We start from the raw sequence: 17556 nt of genomic DNA on the forward strand, positions 1-17556 counted from the left end.
TCCCCACCGGCCTGCCGGCGGACACCAGGAGCTCATCATGGTCGCTTTGTCCAACGTCCGGTTCGGAGCGAAGAACGAGGACGTCCGCACCGTACAGAAGGCGCTGATCGCGCGGGGCCGGAAGATCCCCGAGGGGGCCACCGGATTCTTCGGTGAGCAGACCAGGGCCGCCTACCGGGCCGAGCAGCTCGCCCAGGGATTCAAGGGCAAGGACGCCGACGGCATCCCCGGCTGCGTCTCGCTCACCACCCTCGGCCGCCACGCCGGCTTCGGTGTGAACTGCAAGGGTGCCGCGGCGTCCGGCGCCGGGCGGGGCGGCAGCGGCGGCAAGGGGCACGTGGCCACGCCCGTGCCCGGCAGCAGGATCACCCGCCAGTTCTACTCCCCCGGTCCGTATGCGTGGAAGCCGGACGGGAGGGGCAGGCACACCGGGGTGGACTTCGGCGCTCCCAGCGGCGCCCCGGTCCTCGCCGTGCGCAGCGGAGCGATCGCCTGGTCCAACGGCAAGGGCGGGGCGTACGGCCAGTGGATCGGGCTGCGCGCCGACAACGGGCACGTCTACACCTACTGCCACCTGTCCCAGCGCGAGGTGAGGACGGGTCAGAAGGTCAAGGCCGGGCAGCGCATCGGCAAGGTCGGCAGCACGGGCAACTCCACGGGGCCGCATCTGCACCTCGAGATGTCGAAGGGCTCCTCGTGGGCGTACGGCAACGTGGCGAAGCCGGTCTGGTGAGCGCGCCATGAGTGCCGTCCCCGGACTGGACCTGGAGCGTTTCGCCGCCGGGCAGATCCCCGAGAGGGTGGACATCGACGCGCCGCTGCCGCCGGTGCGGCTGCGCGGGCGGCTGGAGCGCAGCGGTGACTTCAGCCGGCTGTCGGGCGTGCTGAGCGCCTCGCTGCCGGTGGCCACGGCCACCGCGTTCGGGGAGGCGCGGCTCAAGGGACAGGGCAGCCCGTCGTTCCTGGTGCTGCTCGGCGCGACGTTTCCCGAGCCGGGCCTGCAGATCGGTTTCGGTTTCGCGCTGAGCGGCGTCGGCGGGGTCGTCGGTGTCAACCGGCGGGTCGACCGGGAGGCGCTGATCGCCGCGATCGCGGACGGCACGGCGGGCGAGCTGCTGTTCCCGCCGGACCCGGTCCGGGCGGCGCAGCGGGTGCTGCCCCGGTTGCCGGCGCTGTTCCCGGTCGCCCGGGGGCGGCTCGTGGTCGGCCCGATGTTCAAGCTGTCCTGGGGCGCGCGGATGGTGTCCCTGTCGGCGGCGGTGGTCGCCGAACTGCCCGACCCGGTACGGCTGTCCGTGCTCGGGGTGCTGCGGGTGGCCGTGCCGGACCCGGCGGTGCCGCTGATCGAGCTCAACGCCAGGTTCGCCGGCCAGTACGACAGTGCCGAGCCGAGCGCGTTCCTGATGGCGAGCCTGAACGGGTCGCACATGGCGGGCATCCCGCTGAACGGGGACGTGCTGGTGCTGAGCCGGGGCGGCCGGGACGCGACCTTCGTGCTGAGCGCGGGCGGATTCCATCCGGCGTACGCCGTGCCGCGGGGTGTGCCGCAGTTGCGCCGGCTGAGCATGAACCTCTCACCGGTGCCGTGGATCCAGATGCGCTGCGAGGCCTACTTCGCGATCACCAGCAACACCGTGCAGTTCGGTGCGCAGCTGTTCCTGGTCGCGGAGATCGCGGGGTGCGGACTGCGCGGCCAGTTCGGCCTGGACGTGCTGGTGCACTTCGAGCCGGAGCTGAGGTTCACGGCCGCGATACGGGGCTCGCTGGCGGTGCGGGTGCTCGGCCGGACCCTGATGGGGATCGGGTTCTCACTGACGCTGGAGGGTCCCGCGCCCTGGCACGCCGTGGGCCGCGGCAGCATCGACCTGTTCCTGTTCGAGGCGTCGTTCGACTTCGAGGAGACCTGGGGCAGCCGTCCGCCGCCGCTGCCTGCCGCGCCCGCCGACCTGGAGGGCGAGCTGCGCAGGGCGTTCCGGCAGCAGAGCGCCTGGACGGTGCTGCCGCCGGGCGACACGCGCTCCCCGGTGCGGCTGTCACCGGCGGCGAACCGGCTGCTGGCGTCCGGCGGCCGTGTCCACCCGCACGGCCGGCTGGTGGCCCGGCAGAAGGTGCTGCCGTTCGGTGTGGACGTGCAGCGGTTCGGACGCACCCCGGTGGAGCCGGCCCAGCACTGGGACATCGCCGTCGCCCAGCTCGGGGAGGACGCGGCGAAGGGCGGCAACACCGTCGACTCGTTCGCTCCCGGCCTGTTCCGCTCGCTGAGCGAGGAGGAGCAGCTCAGCAGTCCCGCGTTCGAGGACTTCCGCTCGGGCGTGCGGTTCGTCACCGACACCGGGGTGCCCGACGACAACATGTTCGTCACCGCGACGCTGGCCTGGGAGACCCAGGTGGTCGAGGAGGGGCGCCTGAAGGTGCTGCGGCGGACGGCCCGGCTGCTGGAGCTGATCGATGTCGAGCTGGTCGCGCTGGCGCCGTCCGTGCTCAGCCGGCAGTGGTGGCAGCCGCGGCGGCAGCCGATGAAGGTCACCGAGCGGCCGCACCTGGCGATCATGTCGACCTGGTCGATGACCCCCGTCCCGCCCGAGGAGGCCGGTCTCACCCCGGCGGGCGAGGCGGCCGGCGCTCCGGTGGACGCCGAACTGCGGCTGCAGACGGGCTCCCGCAGGGGCCTGAGGGCCGTGGAGAGCTGGGAGGTGCAGGGCTGATGGCGCAGGAGCTGCAGTTCGCCCCGTACATGCAGAGCTCGATCGGTGCCGCGGTCGCCTCCACCGCGCCCCATCTGCTGCCCACGCTCAGCCCGCGTCTGGTCCTGTCCGGTCCGGGTGGCCGGCAGGTGCCGATGGATCCGCCCGAGACCGGGTTGCAGATGCTGGGGCCGGAGGGCGTCATCGGTATCGATCCGCGGCACATCCTGCGCATGGAGCCGGCGCCCGGCAGCACCGGCACCGAGCCGAACTACCTCGCCTGCATCGAGTTCGACGCGCCGGAGCTGCCGTGGCTGTTCACTCCGGCCCGCGCCGATCGTGGCCGGTTGCGCCCCTGGCTCGCCCTCGTCGTTCTCGAGCGGGCGGAGCACCAGGTGCAGCCGGGCCGGCCGCTGCCGTTCGTCGACGTGGACCCGGTCCGCCTGCCGGACCCGGCCTCGTCCTGGGCGTGGGCCCATGTGCAGCGGCCGGCGGGGCGCACCGGCCCGCTGATCTCCCGTCTGCTGTGCCCGAGGAGGCTGGCGGAGAGCACCGCCTACGTCGCGTGTCTGGTGCCGGCCTTCGAAGGCGGGCGGGTGGCCGGGCTGACCGACGGCGGGCAGATCGTGGACGCACGCGGCGACGCCTGGTCGGTGGGCGGCGGCGTGGTACGGCTGCCGGTGTACCACCACTGGGAGTTCACCACCGGCACAGCGGGCGATTTCGAGCAGCTGGCCAGTGCCGTGGTGCCGCTGAGGACGGAGGAGGTCGCGGCGCTGGGCGGTGTCACCGTCGACGTGACCGAGCCGTGGCGCAACGGCGAACCGCTGCGCACCTCGGACGGCTCGGCCGGGCGGCAGACGATCGTCGTCCAGGGTGTGCTGTCGCTGCACGCCCCGCCCGCGGACACCGTGGACCCCGCGGCGGTGCAGGACTTCATGAGCCGGGTCGCCGCGCAGATCGACCGCGGCGCTCAGGACGACGTGACCCTGCCCCTGTACGGCGGGCACCACCTGGTGAAGCGGACGATCGACCCGTCCGAGTCCGGCTGGCCCGCCGACCTCAACCTGTGGCCGGAGCGCCGGATCCCGGCCGCGCTGGGAGCCGATTGGGTGCGCGAGAACCAGGAGTTCTTGATGGCCCGCGCCTGGGAGCAGGTGGAATCGGTGCGGGAGGCCAACCGCCTGCGGGCACGGGCGGCCTTCTGCAGCGAGGTGGCCTCCTCGGTGCACCGCCGCGACGTCGGCACGCTGTCGCCGGCCGAGCTGGTGCGGCTCGCGGGCGGTGCCGCCGACCGGATCAGGACGAGCAGCGGTCTGCCGCTGCGCACCGAGATCGCGGTGAGCCCGGCCCCGACGGCACTGGCCGAACCGGCCCTGCACCGGCGGGTGCTGCGCTCCCGGGGTCCGGTCGCCCGGCGGACGGGGGCGCGGCCCGGCACCTATGTGGCGCGGTCGCTGCGCGGTGAGCTGGTTCCGCCCGTGCCCACGCCGCTGCTCACCGCACCGGAGGCCACCGAGCAGCCGGCCGGTGAGGACGGCGACGACCTGGCCGCCCGGGTGGGGTCCGCGCTGCGCGGCGACGACGCCAGGCGGGCGGGACGGCTGCTGCGCGTGCTGTCGGCCGTGGCCCTGTCCGCGGAGGCGAACGGCTTCGCGGACCAGGCGCGCACGCTGACCTCGGTGGTGGCCGGCCCGGTGCTGCGGATGGCGGCCGGTCAGGACGGGGAGCCGGCGGACGGCGCGGCGGAGGAGGCGATGCCGGCGGCCCGTCTGCTCACCCTGGAGCGGGCCTTCACCGCCGCCCGTGTCGCACCGCTGACCGGGGAACTCGCCCGGCGGTTCGGGGAGATGGCGCAGGGCGGCGTCCTGACCGTGCCGGCGCTGCACCGGGTGCTGCCCCAGGAGTCGGTGGCGGACGATCCCGGCGGTCATCTTCTGGAACTGGGGGTGCCCGTGGACCAGGCGGCGCTGGGCGAACGGCTGGCGGCCGCGCTCGAACCGGGCCCGCTGCTCGCGGCGCGGCTGAGCCACCTGGCGGAGCCGGAACCCGGCTTCGTGGCGGCCGAGACCCCGGCACCGACCGACCCGGTGATGGCGGGCCCGGCGTTCCCCGCGCCGCTCGCCCTCGCCCTCAAGGATCGCCGGCCCGACTGGTTCCTGCCCGGCTCGGCCACCATCCCGGACAACCGTGCCGTGCTGCTCAAGGCCAACGCGGAGTTCATCGCCGCGTTCATGGTGGGCGTCAACGACGAGTTCAACCGGGAGATGCGCTGGCGGGAGTACCCCACCGATCTCAGGGGCACGTCGTTCACACAGTTCTGGCCGCGCACCGACGGTGTGGCCGACACTCCGCCCATTCACACCTGGACACCCGACGGGGCGCTCGGCTCCCATCTGGCGGCCGGGGCGGGCGGCCTCGACGTACTGCTGATCCGGGGGCCGCTGGTACGGCGCTACCCCGACCTGACCGTGGCCGCGCTGCCGCCCGAGGCACGGCATCAGCCGGACCTCGCCGAGGGCACGTGGAAGCGGCCCGTGATGGTGCTCGGCCTCGACGAGCAGACCGCCGCCTACGCCTTCGAGCTGCCCGAGAGCGACGTGCACGACTGGTGGTTCGTGCTCGCCGAGAACTCCCAGCGGGTGCGGTTCGGCTTCGACACCCCCGAGACCCGGGCCGCGCAGGCCGAGGAGGGGACCTTCGTGGAGCAGCCGGCGCCGCCGTGGAGCGACCTGGACTGGAGTGCCGTGGACGCGGGCCGCGGCTTCGCCGAGATCGACGGGCGTGTCCTTCCCGCGGCCGGGACGCCCGCACCGATGATCGCCGGGCAGTGGAACGCGGCCGAGGTGGCGAACATGGCCCTGCAGCGGCCGTTCCGCGTCGTCCGCTCCGCCCGCAGTCTGATCGGAGACCCCTGACGTGGACACCCGTATCGCGCAGGCGCACCGGGACGTCGCCGACGCCCGGATCGCACTGAACTGGTCCAGGGCCGGTCTCGCCGGGCTGGAGAAGCGTGTCCTGGCCGAGCCGCCCGGCCCGGACCTGCAGCAGGAGATGCTCGACCAGCGTCAGGAGGCCGACGCGGCCGAGACCCGGCTGCAGCAGGCCAGGGAGGTCTACCGCGAGGTCGCAGGCGAGGCTCCCCCGCTGTGGCCGGACGGCCCCACGGACCCGGTGCTGCTGCTGCCGCTCCGCCTGGAGACCGTCTTCCGGACCGCCGAGCGGCCGGAGCTGTGGATCCGCGCCTACCCGGACGAGATCCATGTCGACTCCCACGAGAGAGGCCTCACCGCCGCCGAACGCGCCGCCACCGAGGCCTACTGGAGGACCGTCTGGGCCGCCGGAGGCGATCAGGACCGTCTGACCGCCGCGTGGAACGGGCTGGTGACGATGATCGGCCCGGGGCGGGCGACCTGGGCGACGAAGGCGTACCGCCCGCAGGGCGAACCGCCGCGGACCCCGGCGCCCGACGGTGCCGAGCCGCCCGGCCCCGGGCCGTTCACCGCGGAGCCGGAGGCACGCGAGAGCGCCTGGACCCGTGCGGCCCGCACCTGCGTCCTCCCCGACCGGCTGGTGTTCTCCGGCTATCAGGTCACCGGCGACGGACAGATCGGGCTCGTGTGGCGGCAGGAGGGCGAGCCCGTCCCCGCCGCGCTGGATGTCGGTCTGGCCCCCTCAGCCACCGAACCGCCGCTGTGGCTCACCGATTTCGACGAGGCCGTCAAGGTGGGCATGGGCGTGCGGGTGCCCCTGACCGACACCCTTCCGCAGCGGTTCGACCTGATCACGGTCGCCGGCGTCCGGTCAGGCCCGGCGCAGGACACGGCGAACCTGGTGGGCACCCTGCTGGAGGCCCACCGCTGCACCGACGGGCTGAGCGTGCTGCCGGCCGGCACCGCCACCAACAACACCGCGCAGCAGCGGTCCGCCTGGCACTCCCGGAGTCCCCAGGCGGCCCCCGAGCGGCTCGCCGCACAGCGGGCCGCGTTCCGGCCCGGCAGCCCCCAGGCGGCGGCCCGCATCGCCCATGCCCTCGGCCCGGCCGCCGGAGAGGTGCTCAAGGACGTCCCCGACGGCCTGGCCGAGGACGATCACGAGCTGCTGCTGCATCTGCGGGCCGCCCTCGGCGCCCTGGCCGCCGCCTCCTCCAACTGGCGCCCCGTGGACCCCGAGGGCGAGCCGACGCCCCTGCCGGATCTGCTGTTCCTGGTCTCCCACTACGTCGGCCATGTGAACGGACGCGGCCCGCTGCCCAGCCTGCGCGTGGGCCGCCAGCCCTACGGCGTGCTGCCCGTCACCTCGCTGGACCTGTGGCACGGCACCGAGGTCGACCTGCGGATCCTGAACCACATCTCGGGCTTCCGCACCTTCGTCGAGTCCCAGGGCTGGCGCGCCCCGAGCGTCGCCGCGGGCGGCGACCCCGACGCCGTGATCAACGATCTGCTGCACCGGCTGCCGGCCTCCCGCCGTCTGAGGTACCTCCGCCAGACGCCCAACACCCCGCCCTTCGCCCCGCCTCCCGACACGCCGACCGGCTCGATCCCGCACCGCAGCGGCTTCGCCTGGGCCGAGCCGCCCGGCCTGGAGGAGGTGCCGCCGGCCCCGCCCGAGGAGTTCTTCGCCGCGCAGGAGACCAGCACGGAACTGCGCGAACTGGTGGGCCGGGCGCCGCTGCGGGGGATCTGGGACTGGTGGCGGGAGACCGCCCCGCTGCTGGCCGGCGGGCACGAGATGACACCGGAGCGCACGGAACGGCTGCGCGCCTTCGAGGTGGTGATCAACGGAGCGGCCACCGGCAAGCTCGGTCTCTTCTACCACGTCGCCATGACGGTGCTGCGGATGCACCGGGAGGCGCTGCGGCTGCAACTGGAGAGCGAGAGCAGGCGGGTGGAGCCGGGGGTGCGCCTGGTCGACGGCCGGCTCACGGCCGAGGCCGGCTTCGCCCCGGACGCCTACGACTGGATCTGCCTGGCCCTCGGCGAGCTGGCCGAGGCGGAGGACCGGTCGGGCGGAGACCTCGCCCGTGTGGAGCGACTGCTGTGCGAGGTGCTCGACACGCAGACGCACCGGCTCGACGCGTGGATGACCTCGGTGGCCTCGGCGAGGCTGGACCGGCTGCGCAAGGACAGCCCGGCGGGCACGCACATCGGGGCGTACGGGTGGGTCACCGGCGTCGGGCCGCGTGAACAGGAGCCGGCGGTCGGGCAGGACACGGGCGGCACCGGGGAGGGGGACGCGGGCGGCGAGGTCACGGACGGGGACACGACCGACGGGGCGGGCGAGAACACGGAGGCGGACGCGGCGGACGACGCCGGGGAGGGTGACGGAACGGACACCGAAGGCAGCTTCGAGCCCTCCGGGATCCGCGACGGTTATCTCGTCGCCCCCTCCATGCACCACGCCACCACACTCGCCGTGCTGCGCTCGGGCTGGCTCAGCCACGCCGACCGTCAGGCCTTCGGCATCAACCTCTCCTCCGGCCGGGTGCGCCGGGCCCTGGCCACCATCGACGGCGTCCGCTCGGGCCAGTCCCTGCGCGCCCTCCTCGGCTACCGTCTCGAACGCGCCCTGCACGACGCCCAGCTGGACACGCTGATCCGCCCGCTGCGGCTCGTCTTTCCGATGCCGGACCTGGTCGACGGCGCCACGGAGGGCAGCGAGGCCGCCCGCACGGCGATGGCCGAACGGTCCGTGGTGGACGGTCAGGCGCTGCTCGACGACTGGCTGATCCACGGCAGGACGCTCGCGGACCTGGGCCTGGACGTCACGGGGGCCCAGCTGCCGCTGCTGGCCCAGGCCGATGTGCTCATGCGGGACCTGGAGACGACGGTCGACGCGGTCGGCGACCTGCTGCTCGCGGAGAGCGTCCATCAGCTCGTCGGGGGCAACCCGGTCCGGGCGGGAGCGGCCGCGGACGGCATCGCCCGGGGTGAGGGCCTGCCCCAGGAGTTCGATGTGATCCGCACTCCCCGGGCCGCCGTGGCGGTCACGCACCACCTCGGTGCCGTCGCCCCGGCCGACGGCACCGGCGGCTGGGCCGCCGGGCGTCCGCTCGCCGCCCTGGAGCCCGGTCTGGAACGCTGGTGCCAGAGGCGTCTGGGCGACGCCTCGGCCTGGCGCTTCGACTTCGGCGATCCCGCGGCACCGGTCACGGTCGCCCTGTCCGACCTGGGGATCTGCGCCCTCGACGCCGTGCTCGGCTCCGCTCTCACCGACGACCGCACCGAGGACGTCCCGGCCCGGGACGATCCGCTGGCCCGGCGGCTGCTGCGGCACACGGCGGCGCTCTCGGCCGGTGCCGGATCCGCCCCTCCCCAGATCACGCCGGCGTCGGCAACCCGTTTCGCCGAACTCCAGCAGCTGTGCCGTTCGTTGGGCGCGGTGCTCCGCGACGCCCGCCCGCTGACCGGCTCGGACCTGGACGACACGATGGCGGACGGGTGGGCCGGCGCCGATCTGCGGGAGCTGTGGACGCGGGTGACGACCTGGCTGAACGGTGTCGGCACCAACCTGGCCTGGCTGCGCGAGCAGGTGAAGCTGCTCCCCGACGGCGCGGATGCGCTGGTCCGGCATCTCGACGCGCTCGCCGACCACGGTGTGCACGCCGCGTACACCCTGGGGACGCCGGGCGACGAGGCGGCCCTCGAGACCCTGCGGGATCAGGCCTGTTTCGTCCTCGACCGCTTCGACGCCTCCCCCGTCGCCGCCCTGCCCGAACCGCCGCAGGACCCGGCGGCGGTGCTCGAATGGGCGACCGCGGTCCGCACGGCCGTGGCGGGCGTGCTCGGTGAGCAGCTCCCGGTGCTGCCGGTGCTGAACCTGACCGGGACCCCGGCGGGCGACGCCCTGTCCGCCGCACGGCCCGAGGGCGCGGACGACGACGCGGTCGCCGACTGGCTGACGGAGATGGAGCGCATCCGGCCCCGGGTCCGTGCCCTCGGTGACGCGCTGGCCGCCTCCGAGGTCCTCGCCTCGGCCGCGCCGAGCGGCGTCCATGTCGCCCAAGTGCCCGCCGGGCAGCGGTGGATCGCCCGCGGACCGGTGCCCGTGCCCTCCCGCAGCGAGCCCGCGCCGCTGCACTGCGCGGTGCTCAGGACGGACGGCGCTCCCCCGGACGCGGCACGCGTGGCGGGCATGGTGGTGGACGCGTGGAGCGAGACGGCGCCCGAACCGGTGGACGAGGAGATGGGAGCGCTGGCCTTCCACTACAACCAGCCCGACGCGCGCGCCCCGCAGGCGTGGCTGCTCGCCGTACCGCCCGATCCGTCCCGCGGCTGGTGCATGGAGGACGTGCACGCCGTGGTGGAGGAGGCGTTCGCCCTGGCCCGGATCCGCGGGATGGACCTCAACGACATCACCGAGCTGCGCGGAGTGCTGCCCGTGCAATGGGCCGAACCCCCCACCGGGGGCATTCACTAGATCCGGGGAGTTGTCATGGCGATGTTCCGCTACGAGCCGGTGCCGCGCGACACCGGCATCGAGGAGGCGCTGGCCGCGGTGGTGCACGACGCGGCGTGGTTCCTCGCCCGGCAGTACGCCTTCGGCGAGTTCACGGGGGACGACGCGGCCTCGCCGGTGCACGTGTCGGTCGCCCAGGAGCGGCATCCGCTGGACGGCTGGCGCGGCGGGCAGGACGATCCGGAGGCCTGGCAGCCGTACGACCCCTCGGCCATGGTGCTGGAGGAACTGGTCGAGGAGGAGGCGGGCGACGGGCCCGATCCCCGGCTGGTGCTGGCGGGCGGGCTGCGGTGGCGGCGCGCGCTGGCGGCGGCCGGGCTGCTCCCGCTGCTGCCCGCCTTCGCCCGGACGTGTGCCTTCGGCCCGTCCGGCGCCCTGGCACCGGCCCCCTCCGCCGCGACCGTACGGGAGCGGCTGCCCGACCCGGCCGCCCTGGTGCCCTGGCTGGAGCGGCTGGCCGCACGGGACGCGGAGGCCGCGGCACGGTTCGGGGCGGCGGAGGAGAACCGCGAGGCCCTCGCGACGGCCGCCGCGCAGTGGCTGGCCTGGTGGACCGCCCGCGCACCGGCCCGGTCCCGGGGGCCGGCGCACACCTGGGACCCGCACCGCATGGAGTACTCCTTCGCGGTGCGCGCCTCCGGCGTGCCGGACGTGCCGTTGCAGGCGGCCGAGTACCACGGCGGGCATCTCGACTGGTGGGCCTTCGACGCGGTGCCCGCCCGGACCCCGGTGGCGGAGGCAGCCGTCGTCCGCGACGCGCGGACGACCGTGCCCACGCCCGCCCGCTACGGCGGGATGCCTCTCTCCCGCTTCTGGGAGCTGGAGGACGCACGGGTCGACCTCGGCTCGGTCGACGCGTCCCCCGCCGATCTGGGTCGGCTGCTGCTCGTCGCGTTCGCGACCGTCTACGAGAACGACTGGTTCTGCGCCCCGTTGCCGGCCCTGCCCGGCTCGCTGTCCCGGGTCGTCGAGTGCACCGTCACCGACGTGTTCGGCGGGGTGACCACTCTGGCGCCCGCGGCGGCCGAGGGCCCCGAGTGGAACGTGTACACCCTGAGCGAGCCGCAGGGCGCGGCCGCAGGGGCGGGCGAGGGCACGAGGACCTCGCCGCCGCCGTCGCCGTGGTTCTACCGGCCCGCCTCGCTGCCCGGTGGCCTGGAGAGCCCGCCGGTGGAGTCCGTGCTGTTCCTGCGTGACGAAGGGGCCAATCTGGCCTGGGCCGTGGAGGAGAAGGTCCCCGACCGGGCCGGCGAGCCCATCGACCGCTACGCCCGGTGGGCCGCCGCGGCCCGGCCGGCGGCGGAGGCGGGGCCCGGGGACGGCGCTTCCGGCAGTCCTCCGCGCTACCGGGTGGCCACGACCGTTCCCGCGCACTGGTACCCGCTGGTGCCGCAGCTGCAGGACGGGCAGCCGGATCAGGACCAGTACCGGCTTCGGCTGGTCCGGCTGGCCCGGGACGCGTCCGAGCCGCCGAGCCCTCTCGGCCGGCTGCTCGAGGAGACCGACTGGCTGCACGAGGAGGAGGTGCCGCGCTCCGGCGTCCGCGTCGAACGCAGCCGCCAGTACAGCCGCTGGCGCGACGGCAGTGCCCACTCCTGGATCACCCGCCGCAAGCGCAGCGGGACCGGCGGCGGCTCGAGCGGGCTGCGGTTCGACGTTCTCGAGACGGGTTAGGAGGGCGCTCATGCCCCGGCACAATCCGTATCCGGTTCCGGACGAGCCCGGGCGCATCGTGCCCGTCGAGGTCAGGGGCTGGCAGGACGGTTACGACGCGGGCATCAGCTCCCCGTCCCGCGTCCCCCCGACGCCGCTGGTGCGGGACCCCGGCTACGCGGACGGCTGGACGAGGGGCGCGCGGGCGGGCAACGCCGACGGGGGGGCCGAGGGCTGGCGATGGGCCTGCTTCGACGGTGCCGCCCGGCCCTCCCCCGGTGAGGCGGGCGGTCGCTACGCGCACCGGGACAGCGGTGAGCGGTCCGCGGAGTACGCTCAGGTCTTCACCCGGTGCTGGCCGTGCGTCGGCGAGCGGCCACTGCTGGTGCTGCTGGCGGCCGTCGCCCCCGGACAGCACGGCGGTGAGGGCCTCACCGGCAGGGTGCTCGCCCGGACGTGCGCGGGCAAGGGCGTCTCCCAGCTGTACCTGCCGGTGGGCCTGAAGCCCTCCCCTGCCCCGGACGAGGGGGCGGGCGATCCCCTCACGCACGCGGGCTACTGGCACGGCGGGGTGCATGAGTCGCTGGACGAGGCGGCGCCCGAGGCGATCGACCATGTGCTGGTGCGCGTCGTCCGCTTCGCGGCGCTCGTACGGTACCGGCCCGCGGCCGAGCACCATTTCTTCGACCTGCTGCCGGTGTACGACATGACGGCGCCCGGCCGGCCGGCCTGAGCCGGGGGCGTCAGCGGCGCCTGCGCCTGAGCCCTTCGGCCAGGAGGGAGAGTCCGATGCCCAGGATCCACACGTCCTTGGCGAGGGGGGTGCCCTGCTCGGTGGGGAGCACGCTGCCCTCCTGCCGCATGCCGGGAGTCCGCAGGTAGAGGCCCAGCGTGCCGGCCGAGAACGCGGTCACCGCGGTACCGGCGACCGGGGCGGGCACGACCGGCAGCAGCAGCGCGGCGGCGATCGCGACCTCGCCCGCGGAGAGCAGCCGCACGAACCGCCGGGCGTCCAGCTTGTCGAGGAACGGGTAGGTGCCGGCGGCGAACCGGTGCATCTGCTCGGCCGCGGCGTCGTCCGCGCCGCGTTTGGACAGTCCGGAGTTCAGGAAGAATGCGCCGACCGTGAGTCTGAGCGGGAGCTGCCGGGCCGCGGAGCGCCATCCTCGTCGAACTGCCATGCCGGGTCTCCTTACGCCGTTCACCCCCGTCCACCAGCCTGACACCGGCTGAGCCCCTGTCAAACGGAGGTGACCGGCCGGTCGCGGGAGCCGGCCGAGGCATGGCGGCCGGCGGGGCTGTCGCCCGGGAGGTGCGGCCCGCCGTCCTCCGCAGGGGCTCCGCGGTACACGACGATGACGGCCGCCAGGCCGAGGGCCAGGCCGGCGGCGGTCTGCGGGCCGAACGGCTCGGCGAACATCAGGGCTCCCCACACCGCCGTGACCGGCGCCATGAGGAACATCAGGGTGTTGACCCTGGTGACTCCGGAGCGCTTCAGGATGAGCCAGTACAGTCCGTATCCGCCGAACGTCGGCAGCACGACGAGCCAGGTGATCGCGGTCCAGAACGCCGGCTCGGCGGGCGGGGCCGCCGCTCCGGCGGTCACCGCGAGCGCGGAGAGGACCGCCGCGCTCGTCACGCAGTGGACGGTCATCGAGACGACGGGGTCGGCCGGCGTGCGGGAGCGGCTCTCCACGAAGGTCGCCGCCACCAGCGAGAGCATGCCGAGGAAGGGGACGGCGTAGGCCCAGGAGGGTGCTCCGGTGCCGGCGGTGGCGTCCGCGGTGGTGACCACGAGGGCGCCGCTCACTCCAAGGCAGAGTCCGAACCACTGTCTGACCGAGACGTACTGGCGCAGCAGCGGCCCGGCGAGGGCGCCGGCCACCAGGGGCTGGACGCCGTCGATCAGGGCCGTGGTGCCGCTGGAGACGCCGAGCTGGATCGCGTAGTAGACGGTGAGCAGGTAGCCGCTCTGCGAGAGGAGGCCGATCACGGCCTGCCGGGCCGCGTCCCGGGCCGTGAGGTCTCGCCAGGCGGGCCGGCGTGCGGCGGTGAAGGCGATCAGGACGACGGCGAGCGGCAGGAAGCGCCACATCAGGACCGTGAGCGCGTCCGCGCTGCCCGCGCCGAGCTTGGCCCCGATGAACCCCGAGCTCCAGCAGAGCACGAACGCGATGGAGAGCAGGATGTTCATGCCGCACCGCCAGTAAACAGATCGGTCTACCTCACCCACTATACAGATCGGTATACCCTGGAGCCATGGAGACTGCTGAGGCGAGGACGCCGCGGAGGATCACGATGACCCCCGCCGCACGGCGGGCGCTGGACGCCGCTGGGCGGCTGTTCTACGAGCGGGGCATCCATGCGGTCGGCGTGGACCTGATCGCCGCCGAGGCGGGGGTGACGAAGAAGACTCTCTACGACCGGTTCGGCTCCAAGGAGCAGATCGTCGTGGAGTACCTCGCCGACCGCGACGAACGCTGGCGCGCGTTCCTCGCGGAACACCTTCGGGCCGCTGCGCCCGCGCCGAAGGCGCGGATCCTGGCCGTGTTCGACGCCTCGGAGGCCTGGGTCGCCGAGCACAGCCCCAAGGGGTGCAGCATGGTCAACGCACACGCCGAGATCAGCGATCCGGCCCATCCGGCGTACCCGGTCATCACCGGCCAGAAGCGATGGATGCTCGGCCTGTTCACCGAGCTGGCCGGCGAGATCACCCCGGACGGGGCGGCCACCCTGGGGCGGACCCTGATGCTGCTCCACGAGGGGGCGCTGGTCGCGCACGGCCTGGGCATCCTCCCCGATCCGATCCGGCATGCGCGGCGCCAGGCCGAGGAGGCGCTGACCGCCCTCGCCGGGCAGCGGCCGGGCTGACGCCCCGCCACTTCAGGGCCTGGAGCGTGTCGTTATATCGACGAGTCGACTCATCGTCCCGAGCGGCAGCGGCAAGGGGCCGGCCCGGCCGTCGAGTTGAGTCGATGGCTGTCAACTTGAGCCAGTTAGAACTTGTCAGGTTTCTTGCCGTCGGCTATATGGATGAATTGACGCGAAGTCGATAAGTCTGGAAGGAGGTTGCACGGTGAGCGCCCTGCTGTGGCTGCTCATTCCCCTGATCACCGGTATGGCCGCCAGCATCTGGGCCTGGAGTGCCGGACGCCTCGATCCCGGCCCGCCCGACCACGACACCTGGGAGGACCTGGACCGCTACCAGCGGATGCGGACCGTGCTCGGGCATCACTGATCACGCAGCCCGGCCACGCAGGGCGGAGCGCTCAGCGCACGGGGCGGGCGGCGGCGTCGAGCGGGCGGGCGAGCGGGCGAGCGGGCGAGCGGGCGAGCGGCTCAGCCGTACCGCAGAACGCGTGGCACGACGGTGCTCTCCGGCCCGTCGGCGCGGCCGACCGACCACACCGTCCCGGTGCCCGGCACCGGTGCCAGCCGCAGCGTGCGGGACTGCCCCTCCCCCGCGACCGCCGGTTCGTCGTAACCGGTGAAGGACCGGCCGTCCCAGGAGAGGAAGTCCGGGCCGGGGATCAGCGGCGGGCTGCTGCCGGGCGGCCCCCACTTCTGGGAGCCGTCGACCGAGACCCAGGCCAGCGCGCCGGACGCGTCGGCGGCCAGGGAGCCGATCGAGCCGAAGTCGGTCGGGACGGTCACCCTGCTCCAGGTCTCCCCGTCCCAGCGGACCAGCAGGGGCGGAACGGGCCTGCCGGGCGGGCCGCCGACGAACCCGGCCGTGCCGCCGGCCCACACCTCCGTCGGCGACACCGCCAGCACACTGCCGACGGCCGAGCGGGGTCCGCCGTACACGATCGTCTGCTGCCACGCCTGCCCGTCCCAGTGGGAAACGGCCGCCCCCTCCGCGGTGGCTCCGGCCGCCCAGACGTCGCCGGCGGCCCGGACGTGCAGCCCGTACACCGAGCCCGGCGGCACCGGCAGCTCCTGCCAGCGGCCGCGGTCCCGGCGCAGCAGCACCTGTTCGCCGTCCCGGGTACCGATCAGCCAGGTCTCACCGCCTCCGGTGACGACCCTGGACAGCAGCACACCCGCCGGCGGCGGGCACGCGTGCCAGGCGGAGCCGTCGTGACGGAGCAGCCGGGTGCCGCCGGAGGCGTCGCGGCCGACGGCCCAGACCTGCCCGGGTGAGGTTCCGGAGACGGACAGCAGCTCTCCCTGCCAGCCGGTGCCCGGCAGGGCCTGGCGCTGCCAGGTGGTGCCGTCCCAGCGCAGTATCAGCGGGGAGCCGGGCGTGTTGCGGGCGGCGCCCTCGGCCCCGACCGCCCACGCCCGGTCCGGGCCGAGGGCCACGGCCTCGTTCAGCCCTGCTTCCGGGCGGACTTCCGCGGGGACGGGTACGTGCTGCCAGGACGAGGGCGGTGCGGCGGCCGAGGTCATGGCCGCCGCGACGGTCATGGCGACGGCGAGTACCGCGATGAGAAGTCGGCGTGCCATGGTCGGCCTCCCAGCACTCGCTCATCGCGGAACCCGCGGAACTCAACTGGCGTGGGCGCACAAGCTATTGGCGTTCGGCCGCCGTGAACAGTCGTCATCCGGCCGAAGCGGGGCAGCCGTCCCCGTCAGCGCTTCGGTCCCTCGTCGCCACCCTGCTGGAAGGCGTCCGAGATCGCCTCCACGGCCCCGGAGAGGACTCCCTTGGTCTTGCCGTGGGCCCCGGACTCGGTCATCCGGCCCGGGAGTTCGGTCAGTCCGGCCGGCTTGCGCGGTCCCGATTCGAGGTCGAGCCGGTTGCACGCCTCGGCGAAGCGCAGATAGGTGTCGACGCTGGCCACCACGATCCGGACGTCGATCTTGAGTACCTCGATGCCGATGAGGGAGACCCGCACGAAGGCGTCGATCACCAGCCCCCGGTCGAGGATCAGCTCCAGTACGTCGTAGAGGCCGCTGGAGCCTCCTCCGCCCCCGCCCTGCCGTGCGACCGTGGTCATCCTGTCCGCCCTTCCCGTGCCGCGCCCTGGCGTTCGAGGTCCGGGGCCGGGTGCGGACGTCACCCGCTCTGGCGACGCGCTCTCCTGGCGCGCCCGGCGCGGGATACTGGTTCGCCTCGGCGGCCCTCGGGACCCTTCGGCTACCCCGGCTCGGGCGGGTCACGCAGGCGGTGTGCGCAGCGAGGCGTCCAGCTCGGCCATGAGCTGCGCGGCACGGCTCCGGCCGCGGGGCGCCGGCGGGTACCGCTCGAGGATGTTCCTGAGGACGGGTGTGGCACGCGCGCAGGCCTCTTCGAGGACCTTGCCGCCGGCGGCGGGGTCCTCGCCCGCGCGGATCTCGGCGACGCGTGCCGCGTTGGCCGCGGCCCGCAGGATGTGACCCACCTGGTGGGCCTTGGCGACAGGGTGCAGATAGGCGGCGGACGCGGCGTCTCCGGCGGCCTGGGCGGCGAGCCGGGCGGTCTCGGTGCCCGCCTCCTTCGCCGCCCGGTGGGCGTCCATCGAGGCGACCCGCTGCAGCCGCGTTCTGGGCGCGCCGCCGATGAACTCCCGTGCCGCGTCGACGGCTGCCCGGGGCCGGACGTCGTCCGGGTGCACCTCCTCGAACACCGGCAGCAGTTCCTGCGCCGTGCCGGCGACATAGCGCGCCACGACGCGCAGTTCGTCCATGGTCAGCTCGAAGTCCCCGTGCACCCTCGTCACGCGTGCGATCCTCGCACAGCCGGGGGATGCGTGCCGGTGCGGACCGGGGGCACACGCCTGGCACCGGGCCGGTCGGTCCGGATCGAGCAGTCCTGTCGAGCAGTCCTCACTTCGGC

Annotated in this window: 13 protein-coding genes; 8 read left to right on the top strand and 5 right to left on the bottom strand. The window is 74.3% G+C overall.

What is annotated here, in order from left to right:
• Positions 1-37 precede the first annotated feature (37 nt).
• From HCJ93_RS05585 to HCJ93_RS05610, 6 genes are read left to right on the top strand one after another with little or no spacing between them, the layout of a single operon-like run.
• A complete protein-coding gene (locus tag HCJ93_RS05585; RefSeq protein WP_167991642.1) occupies positions 38-733 on the top strand; it encodes a peptidoglycan DD-metalloendopeptidase family protein in 696 nt (231 codons plus the stop codon).
• Positions 734-740: 7 nt separating this feature from the next.
• The gene (locus tag HCJ93_RS05590; RefSeq protein ID WP_167991644.1) at positions 741-2705 is read left to right on the top strand and encodes a DUF6603 domain-containing protein; all 1965 of its coding nucleotides are present in this window, start codon (positions 741-743) and stop codon (positions 2703-2705) included.
• Entirely contained in the window at positions 2705-5602 is a 2898-nt protein-coding gene (locus tag HCJ93_RS05595) for a hypothetical protein (RefSeq protein WP_167991646.1), read from the top strand. Before HCJ93_RS05590 ends, HCJ93_RS05595 begins: the two co-directional genes overlap by 1 nt.
• A 1-nt stretch (position 5603) precedes the next feature.
• The gene (locus HCJ93_RS05600; protein WP_167991648.1) at positions 5604-10103 is read left to right on the top strand and encodes a hypothetical protein; all 4500 of its coding nucleotides are present in this window, start codon (positions 5604-5606) and stop codon (positions 10101-10103) included.
• A gap of 15 nt (positions 10104-10118) precedes the next feature.
• The gene (locus tag HCJ93_RS05605) at positions 10119-11816 is read left to right on the top strand and encodes a hypothetical protein (protein WP_167991650.1); all 1698 of its coding nucleotides are present in this window, start codon (positions 10119-10121) and stop codon (positions 11814-11816) included.
• A gap of 10 nt (positions 11817-11826) precedes the next feature.
• Positions 11827-12528, top strand: a complete 702-nt coding sequence (locus tag HCJ93_RS05610) for a hypothetical protein (protein WP_167991652.1) — start codon at positions 11827-11829, stop codon at positions 12526-12528.
• A gap of 10 nt (positions 12529-12538) precedes the next feature.
• Here HCJ93_RS05610 and HCJ93_RS05615 read toward each other — a convergent pair whose 3' ends face one another.
• Both HCJ93_RS05615 and HCJ93_RS05620 read right to left on the bottom strand, forming a co-directional pair.
• Positions 12539-12976 (bottom strand): hypothetical protein, encoded by a 438-nt coding sequence (locus HCJ93_RS05615; RefSeq protein ID WP_167991653.1) that lies wholly within the window; start codon positions 12974-12976, stop codon positions 12539-12541.
• A 59-nt stretch (positions 12977-13035) separates the two neighbouring features.
• On the bottom strand, positions 13036-13989 hold the full coding sequence (locus tag HCJ93_RS05620; RefSeq protein WP_167991655.1) for a DMT family transporter: 954 nt from the start codon (positions 13987-13989) through the stop codon (positions 13036-13038).
• A gap of 65 nt (positions 13990-14054) precedes the next feature.
• Between HCJ93_RS05620 and HCJ93_RS05625 the strand changes: the two genes are divergently transcribed.
• Complete coding sequence (locus tag HCJ93_RS05625; RefSeq protein WP_240967458.1) at positions 14055-14666, top strand: TetR/AcrR family transcriptional regulator; 612 nt, start codon at positions 14055-14057, stop codon at positions 14664-14666.
• Between the two features lie 205 nt (positions 14667-14871).
• Positions 14872-15033 (top strand): hypothetical protein, encoded by a 162-nt coding sequence (locus HCJ93_RS05630; protein WP_167991656.1) that lies wholly within the window; start codon positions 14872-14874, stop codon positions 15031-15033.
• A gap of 101 nt (positions 15034-15134) precedes the next feature.
• On the opposite strand, the gene HCJ93_RS05635 is transcribed toward HCJ93_RS05630, so the two are convergent.
• The 3 genes from HCJ93_RS05635 to HCJ93_RS05645 all read right to left on the bottom strand — a co-directional run bounded on the left by HCJ93_RS05635 (position 15135) and on the right by HCJ93_RS05645 (position 17440).
• A complete protein-coding gene (locus tag HCJ93_RS05635) occupies positions 15135-16244 on the bottom strand; it encodes a hypothetical protein (RefSeq protein WP_167991657.1) in 1110 nt (369 codons plus the stop codon).
• 125 nt (positions 16245-16369) lie between these two features.
• Positions 16370-16738 carry a gas vesicle structural protein GvpA gene (locus HCJ93_RS05640; RefSeq protein ID WP_167991659.1) on the bottom strand — a complete coding sequence of 123 codons (369 nt, stop codon included), beginning with the start codon at positions 16736-16738 and terminating at the stop codon, positions 16370-16372.
• Positions 16739-16897: 159 nt separating this feature from the next.
• Positions 16898-17440: a putative immunity protein gene (locus HCJ93_RS05645; protein ID WP_309141314.1), complete on the bottom strand. Its 543-nt coding sequence runs from the start codon at positions 17438-17440 to the stop codon at positions 16898-16900.
• Positions 17441-17556: the final 116 nt, after the last annotated feature.

This window comes from Streptomyces composti (genome assembly GCF_012034205.1).
Classification (GTDB): Bacteria; Actinomycetota; Actinomycetes; order Streptomycetales; family Streptomycetaceae; genus Streptomyces; species Streptomyces composti.